Genomic DNA, 15483 nt, shown 5'->3' with positions numbered 1-15483 from the left:
TGGAGGCCGATATGTCCGAAAAGAGTGCCCTGTTCATGGCGCGCACGACGCGCTTCCACGAGTTTGCCCGCAGCTTGACGACTACCCTGGGTGTCGAGGTGAGCCTGGCAACCCCTGATTCGCCAACTGCGGCGCACGACTTTGACCTGCTGATCCTCGATTCCGACGGCATCCGCAGCGACCGCATCGATCAGATTGCCAAGTGGCTTGACGATCGCGGCGGTGTCCCCATGTTGGTGATCGTCGACGATGAGGCGCTCGGTACCCTGCGCCTGCCGAATCACGCGCATGCCGACTTTGTGTGCCCCACGGCGACGCCCAACGAGCTTAAGGCTCGCGTGCAGCGCCTGATGGGCGAGGAGGAGACCGTCACCGCCGACGATGTGCTCAACATCGATAACCTCGAGATTAATCTGGCTACCTACCAGGTGACACTCGATAACGAGCCCATCGACCTGACGCTGATGGAGTACTCGCTGCTGAGCTTTTTGGCGACGCATCCCAATCGCGCCTACAGCCGCGAGGTGCTGCTGCACCGCGTGTGGGGCTTTGAGTACTGCGGCGGCACGCGCACCGTCGACGTGCACATCCGACGCATCCGCTCCAAGGTGGGCCCGCAGATCGCGGCACACATCACCACCGTCCGCGGCGTGGGCTATCTGTTTAAGGACTAGCAAGTAAATAGAGGGCAATGTGAGGGTACCGGAGATTTCACCAGTACCCTTTTCTCGTTTAGGGCGAAAAGAAGACCTTTCACCGATTAAAAGTGTGTCAGTAAAAACAATATCAAACGTATAACACTATCTAGCAAATATCATCTAGTTACCGTATCTCCCTACTACACGGATGGAGGAAGAAATGCGTTATTCGAGAAAGGTGATTGTCGGATTCATAGTGTTGCTTGCCGCCCTGATGTCTCCAAGGTTAGTTTTTGGAGACGACGACTTGGTCCGTGTCACACCGCAAATAGCTGTGGAGCAAGCGCAGGCTTTCTTTGATGATGTATCGGATGAGCCGGTGACCGCTTGTGACCCAGTAAAAATGGTGAATTCCGATGGGGAATCAATCGGGTATATCGTTCGTGCGAAGCGGGATGACGTTAACTATGGCTACGTCGTATTTGATTCAGAGCGATCTTGGTGGATCAGCGAATACTGCTTGGCTCCGAACGCTCTTTTACCTATCGAGAGTGCAAGCGAAGAAATTGCACTCCTCGCATCCTCGGATAACGTCGTTGCGTTAAAGATTGACGAGCTAACTGTTGGCGTTGCCGACTTAGATAAAAACATTGTTTTAGACGCAAGTGGAAAAAAAGTACCAAATAAATTGTCCTCGGGAGGCAATCGCAGCGGATCGCCGGAACATTTCGATGACGTTTTTGTATCTGCCAAGGATTTGTATAAACAGGGATATGTTGTTGATGCGAGCAAAACGGTTTCGGGAATAATAACGCCAACGCAAACAGAAGTTATCAAAGAAACGGGGACTTATGCTTGCGCTGTTTCGGCAATGTTTGCAGTTAGCAGTCACTATGTGACTTTGAACCGCCTTAAATTGTCCGATTTATACTCGGAGCTTTGGAGGCTGTCGGGGACATGGGAAGAAGAAGAAAAGAAATATGATCAAGCGACTGGTCTGTACTTTACTCAAGGCAAGACTTCTCCTGACAAACCCGCTCCGGCCTTAAAGGAGTTTTGTGCAAGACGAGGCAAGGAGCTTGAGACGTCATTCGTTTGGTATCCGTCATGGGATTCCTTTAGGGTGAATACCGACTCGGGGAATCTGAGTATTTTCTCTGGAAGGCTCCGGTCAAATGGCAGCGGGCACGCAATGGCAGTTGTGGGCTACGTGGCAATGCATAACACATACTCGAATGCCAAGAAGTACCTGCTTGTTGTTTGGAATGGATGGACAAACCAGCTACAGTTTCTTCCATATGACGTATCAATTTACACGTCTCACGATGGCACATATTGCAAGGGTTGATTGTACTCGTGAACGGCGACAAGTTCATTCGAAGGGCAATGCTCCTATTGGTGCTTTCCTTTGCTTTGCTCACCGCAGCGAGCTTCTTTCTGTTAAGGGCGACTAATGGGGGAGAAAACGACACGGTTGTTGCAGTCGAGGTGCGCGCTCTATCGGATGTTCATAACGGGCAATTTGAGGCGCTTATGCCAAGTGGTTGCCGTAAGAGAATCGATATGCGCCGTAAGTCAAGTTCCGGATATGTCTCAGGGTTGAAAGCAGGTGATAAATGGATTCTAGTTTTTGTGGAAGATAAGGAACTTGACGGGACTGTTCTGTATCCCCATTCAGCTGAGAAAGTCAAATCAAGTAGACAAGGGGAATGAAGAATGATTGATAGAAAGCAGTTCTTAGGTCTGATGGCGGGGGCTCCTATTTTGATGCGAGCCGGGATGGCAGAAGCCGTGGAGTTGCCGGACGCTCAGAAGCGATTGACGCTCGTGGTCGACACGGTGGTCAGAGATGAAAATGGCAATGAAAAAACGCGAACAAGAAGCAGAGAGACTATTTTCACGCCAGAGAGCAAAACTGTGTCTGCCGACGCTATGGCCGGTGATGTCATAACAATCCAGAGGGAATCAGATGAAACGTTGCCGCTGCTTGCCAAGATTGAGCTCACAGTCGCTTATTATAACGATAAAACAGAAATTGAGATTCGTTCCGGAAAGTACTCGATAGTCCAAATCGATCCGCTTGTGATGTATGCAAACGCTTGGTATGCGCTCATGCAGAAAGATAAATATGTGATGAACTACTTCGCAGAAGGCGAAGCATCATATGAAACGGGGTGGGGGCCAACGCCATACGACGCGGAGAAGGATAAGTGGACGTGCGGATCAGGCATGGGCGCGACGATTACGGACTTCATTAACGATTCAACATATAGCTTTGCTATCGACTGTTATATCGAATAGACATGACGGCATAAAACGAATTGGCCTATAAGCATGTCATTACTTAAGCAAAGCTGAAATCTTGGCATCTAGTGCTCGGGACTGCCCAGCTTGGGGTACAACTCAACGTGAACAATGATGGCCCGCCACATGTTTGGCGGGCCTTTGGTTATTTGACGAAAGGATCGCAGCTATGAGCGAGTACGATTCCCAGCGTCCCCAGGATGCGGGCAACGCCGGCGAGACCCAGCAGCAGCCGCGCGTGCAGGTGGAGTCGACGCCTGCCGATGGCAGTAACATTCCTTACGTGCAGGCCTACGACACGCAGACCGGAAAGCCGCTGGGCAGCCAGCAGGTTGTAAACAAGCACACCGTGGTCAAGACTAAGACCAAAAAGCTGCCGATCTTTATTACGGCGCTCGCCGGCTGTGCATGCGGCGCCCTGCTGGTCATTGCGCTCATTATGAGTGGCACGCTCAACATTGGCAGCGGAAAGAATGCCGTGACGGCGGGTGCTTCGGGTTCATCGACGCAAAAGATTACGATCGACTCCGAGGACACCACGCTGGCCGAGGCCGTCTCTGCCAAGGCGCTGCCCTCCGTGGTTTCCATTACCGCCACTTCGAGCGGCGGCCAGAATGGCTCGCTTTCGCAGTCTGCCGACGAGTCGGACGGCTCGGGCAGCGTCGGTTCGGGCGTTGTGCTCGATACCGAGGGCCACATCCTCACCAACAACCACGTGGTCGATGGCTATGACCAGTACGTGGTGACCATGGACGACGGCACCACCTACGAGGCCGAGTTCGTGGGCAACGATGCTTCGAGCGACCTAGCCGTCATCAAGCTCAAGGATGCTGACGCCTCTAAGCTCACGCCGATCGAGATCGGCGACTCTTCCAAGCTCAACGTGGGCGAGTGGGTCATGGCGATCGGCTCGCCGTTCGGCAACGAGCAGTCTGTCTCCACGGGTATCGTGTCGGCGCTGTATCGCTCCACGGCCATGAGCTCTACCAACGGTAACACCATCTATGCCAACATGATCCAGACCGATGCCGCCATCAACCCGGGCAACTCCGGCGGCGCGCTCGTTAACGACAACGGTGAGCTGGTGGGTATCAACTCGCTCATCGAGAGCTACTCGGGCTCCAGCTCGGGCGTGGGCTTTGCCATTCCCGTTAACTATGCCAAGAACATTGCCGACCAGATCATCGACGGCAAGACGCCGGTTCATCCGTACCTGGGCGCCACGCTTTCGAGCGTCAACGCGCTCAATGCTCGCACTAACAAGCTGAGCACCGATAGCGGCGCGTACGTGGCAAGCGTCGTCGAGGACGGTCCTGCCGCCAAGGCCGGCATCCAAGAGGGCGATGTCATTACCAAGCTGGGCGACGATGAGATTTCGAGCGCCGATGGCCTGATCATCGCGCTGCGCAGCCACGAGGTGGGCGAGAAGGTCGAGATCACGCTCATGCGCGGCAAGGAAGAGAAGAAGGTTACCGTCGAGCTGGGCTCCGACGAGGAGCTGCAGAACCAGCAGCAGGACGACAGCGCGACCGACACCGGCAACGGCGGTATTACCGACGAACAGCTGCGCCAGTACCTGGAGGAGCTGCTGGGCCAGCAGGGCCAGGGTCAAGGCTACGGTCAGGGTTACTAGCGAGCCGTTTCGCACATATCGAGGCCAGGGGGCTGTCCCATCAACGTGGGACAGCCCTTTTTTCTTATTGATCCGTTGGGGACGGAGGAAAACGGATCATTTGGAACTGACAGGGGCATGGTTTGATCGCGCGATCCACCCCAGTCTGGCGGCTGCCGATTCGGTGCGGTTCGAGACCGCTATTCGGCCTCATTGCGACCGGTGGTACTCTAGTATCCGTTTGAAATCGAGCGAAGGAGTGCCGCTATGGAGCAATCGAGCCTGTTTGGTGACGGCGTGGACATCGATACCGAAACGCCCGCGAGCACGGATACCGCCGTACCGGCCGATGCCCGTGCCCAGGCGGCAGCGCGTGCGGCCGAGCTGCGCCACGAGCTCGATTACCACGCCTATCGCTACTACATGCTCGATGCGCCCGAGATCACGGACGCCGCCTTTGACAAGATGCTCGTTGAGCTGCAGGAAATTGAGGCCACCTACCCCGACCTGGTGACGCCCGACAGCTATACCCAGCGCGTGGGCGGGTACGTGAGCGAGCAGTTTACGCCGGTCACGCATATGGCGCGCATGTATTCCATGGACGATGCCATGGATCTGGACGAACTCGACGCGTGGCTCCAGCGCACCGAGGATGCGCTCGGTGCCGGCAGCGTCACCTATACCTGCGAGCTTAAGATCGACGGCCTGGGCGTGGCGCTTACCTACCAAAACGGCACCTTCGTACGCGCAGCCACACGCGGCGATGGCACCACGGGCGAGGACGTGTCGCTCAACGTCCGTACCATCAAGGATGTGCCCATGCACCTGTCCGAGCCGGCGCTCGCCCACATGGGCGCCGACCGCGAGCGCACCATCGAGGTCCGTGGCGAGGTCTATATGCCCAAGGGCAGCTTTGTGCGCCTGAACGACGAGGCCGATGCCGAGGGGCGCGACCCCTTCGCCAACCCGCGCAACGCTGCCGCCGGCAGCCTGCGCCAAAAGGACCCCAAGGTCACGGCGCGCCGCGATCTCGCTACCTTTATCTATGCCATCGCCGATACCGATCCGCTGCACGTCCACAGCCAGCGCGAGTTCCTCGATTGGCTGCGTAGCGCCGGCTTTAGCGTCAACCCTAACGTGGCTCGCTGTGCCACACCCGCCGAGGTCCACGAGTTCTGTGCCCAGGCGCTCGAACACCGCGGTGACCTGGACTACGACATCGACGGCGTGGTCGTAAAGGTCGACAGCTTCCAGCAGCAGCTCGACCTGGGCTTTACCGCCCGCGCACCGCGCTGGGCCATCGCCTTTAAGTTCCCGCCCGAGGAAAAGCAGACCGTCCTGCGCGAGATTCGCATCCAGGTGGGCCGCACCGGTGTGCTCACACCGGTCGCCGAGTTCGATCCGGTGACGGTTGCCGGCTCCACCATCGCGCGCGCCACGCTGCACAACATCGACGAGATCCGTCGCAAAAACGTGCGCGAGGGCGACACTATCATCGTGCACAAGGCGGGCGACGTGATTCCCGAGGTCGTAGGTCCGGTGCTCGATAAACGCCCGGCCGATTCGGTCGACTGGCACATGCCCGAGGTCTGCCCCGTGTGCGGTAGCCCCGTGGTCCACGAGGATGGCGAGGTTGCCTACCGCTGCGTGTCCATCGACTGTCCCGCACAGCTCAAGGAGCGCCTGCTTCACTGGGTAAGCCGCGGCTGCATGGACGTCGACGGCCTGGGCGACGAGATCGTCGACAAGATGATCGCTGCCGGCCTGATCCACGATGTCGCGGACTTCTACCAGCTCACGGTCGACGACATCGCAGGCCTGGACACAGGGCGCGTGTACGCTAGCTCCAACAGCAAAAAGGGCGTCAAGAAGGGCGACCCCATCCCGGTGGGCCTCAAGACGGCCGAGAAAATCATCGCCGAGCTCAACAAGTCCAAGAGCCAGCCGCTCGGTCGCGTGCTGTTTGCCCTGGGCATCCGCCACGTGGGCAAGAGCGTGGGCGAGGTCATCGCCGAGCGATTCCTGTCGATTGATAAGCTCATCTTGGCGAGTGAAGAGGACATCGCCGAGTGCGAGGGCATCGGTCCCAAGATTGCGGCGAGCGTCAAGCAGTTCCTGGCCGTGCCCGAAAACCTTGCCGTGCTGGAGCGTTTGCGCCAGGCGGGTCTGTCGCTCGAGGTCGACTTGGGCGCCGCGCATGCACAAGCCGCAGCCGACGCGGGCGTGGCGGGCGAGCTCGCCGATGCACAACCGCTCGCGGGTCTGACCTTCGTGCTCACCGGCACGCTCGTCAACCGCACCCGCGACGAGGCAGGCGCGGCGCTCAAGGTGCTCGGCGCCAAGGTCTCGGGCAGCGTGTCCAAGAAGACGAGCTATCTGGTTGCCGGCCCCAAAGCGGGCTCCAAGCTCACCAAAGCCGAGCAGCTGGGCGTACCCGTGCTGGACGAGGACGCCCTCGAGCAGATCCTGGCGACTGGTCAGGTGCCGGAGGCTTAAGGCGTCGATAACCAAATTGAAGAACCGCCCGGAAGCACGATGCCTTCCGGGCGGTTCTTACTTTGCTGGGGCAACCGGCACCGTGATCTGCGTCACGTAGGTTGCCGGGTCGTCGCTGATGATGTCATCGATCAGGGCAATCTCGCGTTGCCCCGCTACGCCACCAACTTGTCAAAAGCCCCGCGGCGGTTGAGTACGGTAAATGCAATCACGCAAATGACCGCCGACAGAATGGACCCGCACGGCGAAGCGATGCCCATGGGAAACAACGTATCGGAATAGGCGTTCGACAGCAGCCACGCGCCCGGCACGCGAATGAGCGCCACCGCCAGCACGTTGTGCGCAAAGCCGATGTAGCTCTTGCCGTATGCAGCGAAAAAGCCGCTAAAGCAAATGTGGATGCCGGCAAAAATCGCGTCGAAAATGTAGCTGCGCATATAGCCGGTGCCGGCGGCGACTACTGCAGCGTCCTTGGCAAAAAAGCCGATAAACGCCGGCGCCACCAGCCACATCAGCACCGTGATCAGGCAGCCGTACACTACCGAGATCGTCATGGCGTCCTTGAGCACCTGACGCGCGCGGTCGCCCTTGCCCGCGCCGGCGTTTTGCGCCGTGAGTGCGCTGACGGTGGCGCCCATGGAACTCGGCACAATGAATAAAAAGCTGATCATCTTCTCGACCAGGCCCACGGCGGCGGCGTCGACGAGCCCTCGGTGGTTGGCGATGACGGTGATAAACATAAACGCCACCTGGATGCAGCCGTCCTGTACGGCCACGGGCACGCCGATCTTAAGAATGCTGCCGAGCACCTCGGGCTGGGGACGCAGGTCGCTGCGCTTAACGTGAATGTTCGTGCGGCGGCTCTTGAGCCACACGAGCGCAAGGGCAACGCTTGCCGTCTGGGCGGTTACCGTGCCGAGTGCCGCGCCTACGGGACCGAGTCCCATGTGGCCGATAAACAGAAAATCGAGTGCGATGTTGATGATGCATGCCACGCCGATCACGTACATGGGCGAGCGCGAATCGCCCAGGCCGCGAAAGATGGCCGAGAGGATGTTGTATGCGGCGATAAACGGAATGCCGACAAAGCAGATGCGCAGGTAGGCGGCAGTGCCTTCGACCGCTTCGACTGGCGTGCCAATGAGTGCCACGATCTGCGGGCACAGTGCGAGCAGGACAGCGGCCAGCACCACCGAGACGCCCATAAAGAGCGTGATGGTGTTGCCGATGGCAGCCTCGGCGCGGTCAAAGCGGCGCGAACCCACGGCGTGGCCGACGATGACCGTCGTTCCCATGGCCAGGCCCACAAGCGCCACGGTAATGATATAGAGCGTCTGCGCGCCATTGCCCACGGCGGTGATGCCGGCAGCGCCGCTAAACTGCCCCATCATGTACAGATCGGCCATGCCGTAGAGCATCTGCAAAAAGTACGAGAGCATATAGGGCAGGGCAAAGACCGCGATGGTCTTGAGGACATTGCCGCGTGTGAGGTCGTGTTCCATGGGCGGGGCTTTCTGGCTGGGTTTGTTTACGTACCAGTGTAGTGAAAACCCTACAACGATTGTAGAGTCAAGGTTTGTGCTGGCATCGGGGTGAAAAAGTCACGCTCCGAGCACAATGCTTTGACCTCTTCGTGCCCCTCACCTCGCCTCAAACCATCACAACATTCGACGTTTTTTGACAAAATCGGGAAAAGCATCGAATGTTGTGATGGTTTTTCTGCCACTCGATCGGGTGGAATCGCTTTCTTGCGCACGAAGGTGTGCGGATCCGTGGGCAGGGGAATAAGGTTGGTTATCCGACTCCATTGGAGGGCTCATGGATCTGCCGATCGTCCTGTCCCATAAGACTGCCTGGCTGTGCCACAACGTGGCGCGCCCGTCCGAGCCGCTCTCGCGAGCAAGCAGCCTATACGATGAGGACTCGCTTGCTAACGAGGCGGAGCCGACCGCGAGCCTGCCCAAATTGGGACTCGATGCCAAGGGGCTGAGGGCTTCAACGGCAGTTGGGATCGTTACCGACTATCTAGTTTCGCTCGGTATTCCACGAGAAGAGCTCGATCATATCGACACGCTCGTCAACTTCGATTTTGAGCGTTCGACGCCGGCTGGATTTAGGTGCCACGTGTTTGGAGCGCTGGTGCCTCCAGGCCATCTTATCGAGGTGGCAGAGGGCCTTCTGGTGGTTGATGAGGCCATGTGCTTTGTCCAAGCGGGTTCGTGGATGAGTGAGCCCGAGCAGCTGGAATATGGCTACGAAATCTGCGCCCGATACCATTTGAATCATCTGTCGACAGGCGACTATATCGAGATGGGGCAGAGGTATACCGTCGCCGACTCGATTGCTTATTGCAATGAGAATCGATCTCGTCAGGGGGCCATACGCGCGGCCGCTGTGCTCAAGCGCGTGCACGATGGCGCGCGGTCGCCCATGGAGACGGCCACCGCAATCATGGTCGTAGCAAAACGTTCCTAGGGAGGGCTGGGATACGCCAAGATCGAGCTCAACCATCGGGTCGATGTTCCCAGCGAGTTCAAGTATCTCGCAAAGGCCGGGTATTTCGAGATCGATGTATATGCGCCTGCGAGCGGTACGGGGATTGAATACAACGGCTCTGACCATCTTGATAAACAGCGCAGCGCGTCGGATGCGGAGCGTATGACCGTGCTGAGCGCGCTGGGCTTTAGGATGATCGTCCTCACCGGGATTCAGTTTGCCCACCAGCTGCAATTGCACCGGGCGATGAATGCCATCGCGCTCGCTATGGGCCTCAAGTGCGACCGAAGCGAAGCGTTCCAGAAACGGCAGAATGACCTGCGAGAATTCATGATTCGGCACTGGGACGGCGGCCTTTAGGGGCGTTTCGGCCTTTCTACGGGGTGCCGTGGGCAGGCAAACCATCACAACATTCGACGTTTTTTGTCAAAAACGGGAAAAGTATCGAATGTTGTGATGGTCTGTGTTGAGGATGGGCTTGGAAAGTCCGTTTTGTTCGAAGCGCCCTGTCCTGTCGTACGGGTGTCGGCATGATTCTCTCGTGGGGTATTATGTTTTCCGAAGAATAAAACGCCGCGCGAGGGGAGGGCTGCGTGAGCGACCGCGTGCAACATGACGGTTTTGGCCGCGACATCAACTACCTGCGCATTGCCGTTACCGACAAGTGCAATTTCCGCTGCATTTACTGCATGCCGGCCGATGGCGTGGCGCCCCGCGCGCACGACGAGCTACTCAGTGCCGAGGAAATCGCCCGCTTTGTGCGCCTGGTGGCGGGGGAGGGCATTCGCCGCGTGCGCCTGACGGGTGGTGAGCCGCTGGTCAGCCGCCGTATCATTCCGCTCATTCGCGACATCCGCGCGATTCCGCAGATCGAGGACATCTCGCTTACCACCAATGGCGCCCTGCTGCCCAAGCTGGCGCCGCAGCTCAAAGATGCCGGGCTTAACCGCGTCAACATTTCGCTCGATACGCTCGACCCTACGCTGTTTGGAAAGATCACGCGCCTGGGCCGGCTCGAGCAGACCATGGCTGGCATCGACGCGGCGCTGGCTTGGGGCTTTGAGCCCGTTAAGGTCAACTGCGTTGTGGTGCGCCGGCTCAACCAGGATGTGGCGGCCCTCGCGCGGCTCACGCTCGACCGCCCCATCCACCTGCGCTTTATCGAATACATGCCCATCGGCGACGAACACACGAGCTCGCATTGTGCTGTGGACCCGCATGCGCCCGCGCTCAATCCCGAGCTGTGGGATGCGAGTGACACCGTTCCGAGCGACGAGCTGCGGGCGCGCATCAATGCCGGGGCCGCGGCGGCGGGACTGGGCGAGCTCGAGCCGCTCGACATCAACGACGCTCCTGCCGGCGCGGGCCCTGCGCGCTACTGGCACTTTCCGGGCGCGGCGGGAACGGTCGGCTTCATCAGCGCCATGTCCAATCATTTTTGTGCGAATTGCAACCGTCTGCGCCTGACGGCCGATGGCAACGTGCGTCCGTGCCTGTTCAGCGATGCCGAGTATTCGGTGCGTGAGGCGCTGCGCCGTGGTGATGATATGCAGGTACTTTCGATTTGGCGCGATGCCGTGGCCCACAAACCGCAGGAACACGCGATAATTGAGGGCACGCAACGATTTATGTCCCAAATCGGAGGATGATCATATGGCCAAGAGCAGGTACGCCGATGCCACCAAGGCCGCTCGCAGGGCCGCGATGTCTGCCCACAAAGTCACGGCTGCGGCGAATGCTGACAACGCCGACGCGTCCGCGCAGCCGTCTGCCAGCGCTGTTGCCGAGCCCGCCCGCGACGCCCGTCGCGACGAGCTGACGCACGTGGACGCCAAGGGCGAGGTACGCATGGTCGACGTGTCCGACAAGGCCGAGACCCATCGCATTGCCATCGCCGAGGGCACCATCCTCATGCACCCCGAGACGCAGGCTATGGTGCTACAGGATCGCGCAAAAAAGGGCGACGTGCTTGCCTGCGCGCGCGTGGCGGGCATTATGGCCATCAAACGCACGAGCGACATCATCCCCATGTGCCATCCGCTGCTCATTACCAAGAGCAAGTGCGACATTGCGCCCATCGCTCCGGCGGGGACGCCTGTCGATGACGTGCCCGAGGGCTGGGCGCCGGCGCGCGCGGACGGGCAGGTTGGCTTTCACGTGCTGGTCACGGCGGGCGTGACGGGCAAGACAGGTATCGAGATGGAGGCCCTGACCGGAGCGAGCGCTGCATGTCTGACCATCTATGACATGTGCAAGGCGGTCGATCGCGGCATGGAGATCGTCGACGTGCGCCTGCTGCACAAGGAGGGCGGACGCTCGGGCGTGTGGAATCGTGCCGAACGTCAGGTTGCTGCTGAGGCCGCCGCTGCCGACGGCGACGCTCTCGCGAGCGCACCCGTCGCCGTCGCGCCCGCAGCTCCGACACCGGCCGTCCCCGCGATCGCGTTTATCGGCTACCAGAACTCGGGCAAGACAACGCTCGTCGAGAAGGTTATCGCCGAGCTCACTCGCCGCGGCCTGCGCGTGGGTTCGCTCAAGCATCATGGGCATCATGGCTTTGATATCGACGTGCCCGCTAAGGATACCTGGCGCCATCACCAGGCCGGATCCAAGCACGTGGGGCTCATCTGCGCCACGCGCTGGGCGGAGTACGCCGACACGCGCGAGGAGGACGAGATGCCCGCGCGCGAGCTGCTGTCGCGCTACAACGATGTCGACGTGGTGATCATCGAGGGCTACAAGACCGAGGGCTTCGACAACATCGTGGTCGCGCGCTCCGGTGTCGACCGTCTGCGCGGCAAGAGCTCGCTCGACCTGGTCGACGGCCGCACGCTGGCCCTTGCCTGCAATGAAGCCCTGGCACGCCAGGCCTTCGACGCCGGATTTGCGACCCGAGCTATCAACATCAACGACGCCCGAGCCATCTGCGATCTGATTCAAGACCACCTGGCCTAAAACCTGCCAAAAAGGGACAGGTTTATTTTGGCAGGTTTTATCTGGGCAAACGTCACTTCCACCACAAAGGGTCCAGTCACCTTTGTGGTGGTTTTTGCTTTGGTAGATGTGTGGGACATGCCTTAAAATCTACCAAGTAGTTTATGCTGGGCGAAAAACGGAGAGAAGGGGCTCGATGTGTCCTTAATGTTTCATGCGGATAGATTGATTTGACAGACGGTGGCGAATGCCCACCGTCCGCATTCGTATGAAACAAGGAGTCTCCATGCTCGCCTCTCTTTTCTCAAAGCCTCAATCATCGCTGTCCGTGCAGGCCAAGCGCCTGGTGGCGATGCGCTTTCTCATCTACACCGGCTTTCAGACCAGTTATTTTATCGGCGTCATCGGAACGCTCACCTATGCGGATGACGCCTCGGTCGTTGCGACATCGCTGGCTGTCCTGTTTATGAACGTTTTCGTGATCCTGGGATCCTTTGTGGGTGGCGCGGCGCTCGACGCCTGGGGTCCGCGCCGCCATTTCTTGCTGAGCATCGTCGGCGCTCTTGCAACTGGCACGGCAATCATCGCCTTTGGTAGCGCGACCGGCATCGTCCTGCTCGGCGCGGTGTTTCTGGGCTTTACGATGGGATTCGCCCAGCCCATTGCCACATCCTATCCGGCCTATCTCACCGACGACCCCGTCGAGCTCAAAGACATCAACTCCGCCATCGCCATGTTCTCAAACGTGAGTATTATCGTCGGACCCACGTTGGGTGGCTTTGTCGCGGCGGCTGCGTCGTCGCGCGCGGTGTTCGTGCTCATGATGCTCTTTACCGTGCTGGCGTTCGTCGCCGGCTGGGGCTTTAGGCCGCGGGCGGGTTCGGCCACCACGCGCGAAGGCAAACCCACGACCGGTGAGATCACATCAGACAAGGCCAGTCAAAGTCCCGACCCCAACACATCTCCCCGCGTCACCTTCGCAGCCAGCATCAAGACAGTCTTCACCAACAGCGTCCTCGCGCTACTTTTCTGCATTATCTTCCTCTCGAACTTTGGCTACGGGGCCTTCGATCCGCTCGAGTCGTTTTTCTATCGCGATGTCCTGCACGTCGGCGTTGAGTGGATGGGCTGGCTTTCGTCGGCCTGCGGTGTGGGCGCGGTGCTGGGCGCCGTGGTTGCGCTTCGGATGCCGCCGCACCTGGTCAACCTTAAAACACTGCTCGTGGCGCTTATGTCCGTGGGCCTGGGAAGCCTGCTCTATGTGGGGACGCCGTACGTGGGCGTGGCCCTCGTCGGCCAGATCGCCCTGGGCATAGCCTGGGGTGTCGTCAACCCGCTCCACAACACCATTGTGCAAACGACGGCCCCGCTCGAGCAGCTCGGTCGCGTCAACTCGGTCATGGGCTTTGGCAACATGTTTGCCGGCGTAGCCCCGCTGGCGGTTGCACCGTGGCTGGCGGCAACATTTGGCGTACAACGGACACTCGTGGGGGCGGGCATGGTCGTGACGGCGGTTCCCGCGGCGCTGCTGCTGTTTGGACGCCGGCATTTGGATCGTGCCGCAAGGCAGTAAAACCATCACAACATTCGATAAAAATTGCGATTTTGCCGAAAAACGTCGAATGTTGTGATGGTTTGCGCCCTGGGCCAGGCCATCCTGCATCCTACCACCACAAAGGGGCCAGGCACCTTTGTGGTGGTTTTGCTTTGACAGGCAGCATCCGCGCCTTGGTATACCATGTACGCCGTTCACGAATACACCCCACACCGCCGCACAACCCAGAAAGGCCCCCATGGACACCACCTTCAGCCACATCAAAGCCGTGTTCTGCGATATCGACGGCACGCTGCTCACGAGCGAGCACACGGTGTCCCCGCGCACCGTGGCGGCGATCCGCGCCCTGCGCGAGCGCGGCGTGCTTTTTGGCCTGTGCACCGGGCGCGACGCCCACGCGACCGAGGCCATGTACAAGCTCTGGGGCATCGAAGGCCTGGTGGACGTGCTCGTGGGCTGCGGTGGCGCCGAGGTCATCGATCGCGCGCACGCCATCAACGAGCTGAGCTTTCCGCTGCCGGGCGAGACCATCGCGCGCATCTGCAAGCACATGGCGGACCTTCCGGCAACACCCGTCTGCCCCCGAGACGGCGTGTTCTACGTGCCCGAGAGCAACGCGTGCGTCGAGCACCTGTCGCGCGTCGACGGCGTGCCCTACCAGGTGGTCGATTTTGCCGAGTTCTTGCGCGAGCCGCAGCCCAAGGTGATGTTTACCATGGCGCCCGAGGTGATGCCGCGGGTGATTGAACGGGCGTCGACGTTTGCAGATAACACTGTTAAGGCGGCGGCCCTGCAGACCACGCAGCGGCTCTACGAGTTCATGGATCCGCGCGTGTCCAAGACGCGCGGCCTTGGGCGCGTGGCGGAGCTCAACGACATGGAGCTCCAGAACATCTGCGTGTTTGGCGATGCGGACAACGACACCTGCATGGTGGCCGACGCCGGCGTGGGCGTGGCTATGGCAAACGGCAGCGACGCCACCCGTACCGCCGCGGACTTTGTAACCGCGAGCAACGACGAGGACGGCATCGCGGTCTTTATCCAGGAGCATCTGCTGTAGCGCCTGGGGGCAGCCACAAAGAGGGCAGAGCGCCTTTGTGGTGGTTTTCCAAGCGTCCCAACAGTCGATTGTTGGGACGCTTTTTTGTAGCGAGGAGATTTGCGGCCGGTAACATGCGATGCCATTCAAGTGTCGATGTATGAACATATCGGCACACGCTAGTTGTGCAGTAATTGACCAATTAGCTCATAACTAATATTTCCAGGTAGATATACTGCCATTCACGGCGCAATTTTGACCGTTCACAGATTGAGCGGGTTAAAACAAAGTGTTGTACAAACAATGATAAAGTGTCATTTATCTAGATTTGCTAACGAGTTTACCAGCGTCTTTCCGAAATTTAACCCTCGAAAAACAATGCATAGTTTGAATAATTGTCAAGAAGTTA

General features: G+C 59.2%; 13 protein-coding genes. 12 read left to right on the top strand and 1 reads right to left on the bottom strand.

Annotation, left to right across the window (positions count from 1 at the left end):
• The first annotated feature begins 11 nt into the window (after window positions 1-11).
• From DW112_RS03810 to ligA, 6 genes are all read left to right on the top strand, one after another.
• Window positions 12-674 carry a response regulator transcription factor gene (locus DW112_RS03810; RefSeq protein WP_118328363.1) on the top strand — a complete coding sequence of 221 codons (663 nt, stop codon included), beginning with the start codon at window positions 12-14 and terminating at the stop codon, window positions 672-674.
• 184 nt (window positions 675-858) lie between these two features.
• The gene (locus tag DW112_RS03805) at window positions 859-1986 is read left to right on the top strand and encodes a hypothetical protein (protein WP_117583360.1); all 1128 of its coding nucleotides are present in this window, start codon (window positions 859-861) and stop codon (window positions 1984-1986) included.
• Window positions 1987-1994: 8 nt separating this feature from the next.
• Window positions 1995-2351: a hypothetical protein gene (locus DW112_RS09870; RefSeq protein ID WP_117648531.1), complete on the top strand. Its 357-nt coding sequence runs from the start codon at window positions 1995-1997 to the stop codon at window positions 2349-2351.
• Between the two features lie 3 nt (window positions 2352-2354).
• Window positions 2355-2939: a hypothetical protein gene (locus tag DW112_RS03800; RefSeq protein WP_117628960.1), complete on the top strand. Its 585-nt coding sequence runs from the start codon at window positions 2355-2357 to the stop codon at window positions 2937-2939.
• Window positions 2940-3111: 172 nt separating this feature from the next.
• Window positions 3112-4575 (top strand): S1C family serine protease, encoded by a 1464-nt coding sequence (locus tag DW112_RS03795; protein ID WP_117628959.1) that lies wholly within the window; start codon window positions 3112-3114, stop codon window positions 4573-4575.
• A 246-nt stretch (window positions 4576-4821) separates the two neighbouring features.
• Complete coding sequence (ligA, locus tag DW112_RS03790) at window positions 4822-7050, top strand: NAD-dependent DNA ligase LigA (protein WP_117583357.1); 2229 nt, start codon at window positions 4822-4824, stop codon at window positions 7048-7050.
• A 155-nt stretch (window positions 7051-7205) separates the two neighbouring features.
• On the opposite strand, the gene DW112_RS03785 is transcribed toward ligA, so the two are convergent.
• Window positions 7206-8552, bottom strand: coding sequence for an MATE family efflux transporter (locus DW112_RS03785; RefSeq protein ID WP_117583356.1), 1347 nt, complete (start codon window positions 8550-8552; stop codon window positions 7206-7208).
• A gap of 316 nt (window positions 8553-8868) precedes the next feature.
• Between DW112_RS03785 and DW112_RS03780 the strand changes: the two genes are divergently transcribed.
• The 6 genes from DW112_RS03780 to DW112_RS03755 all read left to right on the top strand — a co-directional run bounded on the left by DW112_RS03780 (window position 8869) and on the right by DW112_RS03755 (window position 15095).
• Window positions 8869-9525: a hypothetical protein gene (locus DW112_RS03780; RefSeq protein ID WP_118328362.1), complete on the top strand. Its 657-nt coding sequence runs from the start codon at window positions 8869-8871 to the stop codon at window positions 9523-9525.
• 183 nt (window positions 9526-9708) lie between these two features.
• Window positions 9709-9906, top strand: coding sequence for a hypothetical protein (locus DW112_RS03775; protein WP_118328361.1), 198 nt, complete (start codon window positions 9709-9711; stop codon window positions 9904-9906).
• A 233-nt stretch (window positions 9907-10139) separates the two neighbouring features.
• On the top strand, window positions 10140-11195 hold the full coding sequence (gene moaA, locus DW112_RS03770) for a GTP 3',8-cyclase MoaA (RefSeq protein ID WP_233545856.1): 1056 nt from the start codon (window positions 10140-10142) through the stop codon (window positions 11193-11195).
• Between the two features lie 4 nt (window positions 11196-11199).
• Entirely contained in the window at window positions 11200-12501 is a 1302-nt protein-coding gene (gene mobB / locus DW112_RS10145; protein ID WP_118328360.1) for a molybdopterin-guanine dinucleotide biosynthesis protein B, read from the top strand.
• A gap of 265 nt (window positions 12502-12766) precedes the next feature.
• Window positions 12767-14053 carry an MFS transporter gene (locus DW112_RS03760; RefSeq protein ID WP_158571727.1) on the top strand — a complete coding sequence of 429 codons (1287 nt, stop codon included), beginning with the start codon at window positions 12767-12769 and terminating at the stop codon, window positions 14051-14053.
• A 220-nt stretch (window positions 14054-14273) separates the two neighbouring features.
• Complete coding sequence (locus tag DW112_RS03755; protein WP_118328358.1) at window positions 14274-15095, top strand: HAD family hydrolase; 822 nt, start codon at window positions 14274-14276, stop codon at window positions 15093-15095.
• Window positions 15096-15483: the final 388 nt, after the last annotated feature.

Origin of the sequence: Collinsella sp. AM09-41, from assembly GCF_003473245.1 — a bacterium.
In the GTDB taxonomy this organism is placed as follows: Bacteria; Actinomycetota; Coriobacteriia; order Coriobacteriales; family Coriobacteriaceae; genus Collinsella.
This window is presented reverse-complemented; position numbering and strand designations above follow the sequence as displayed.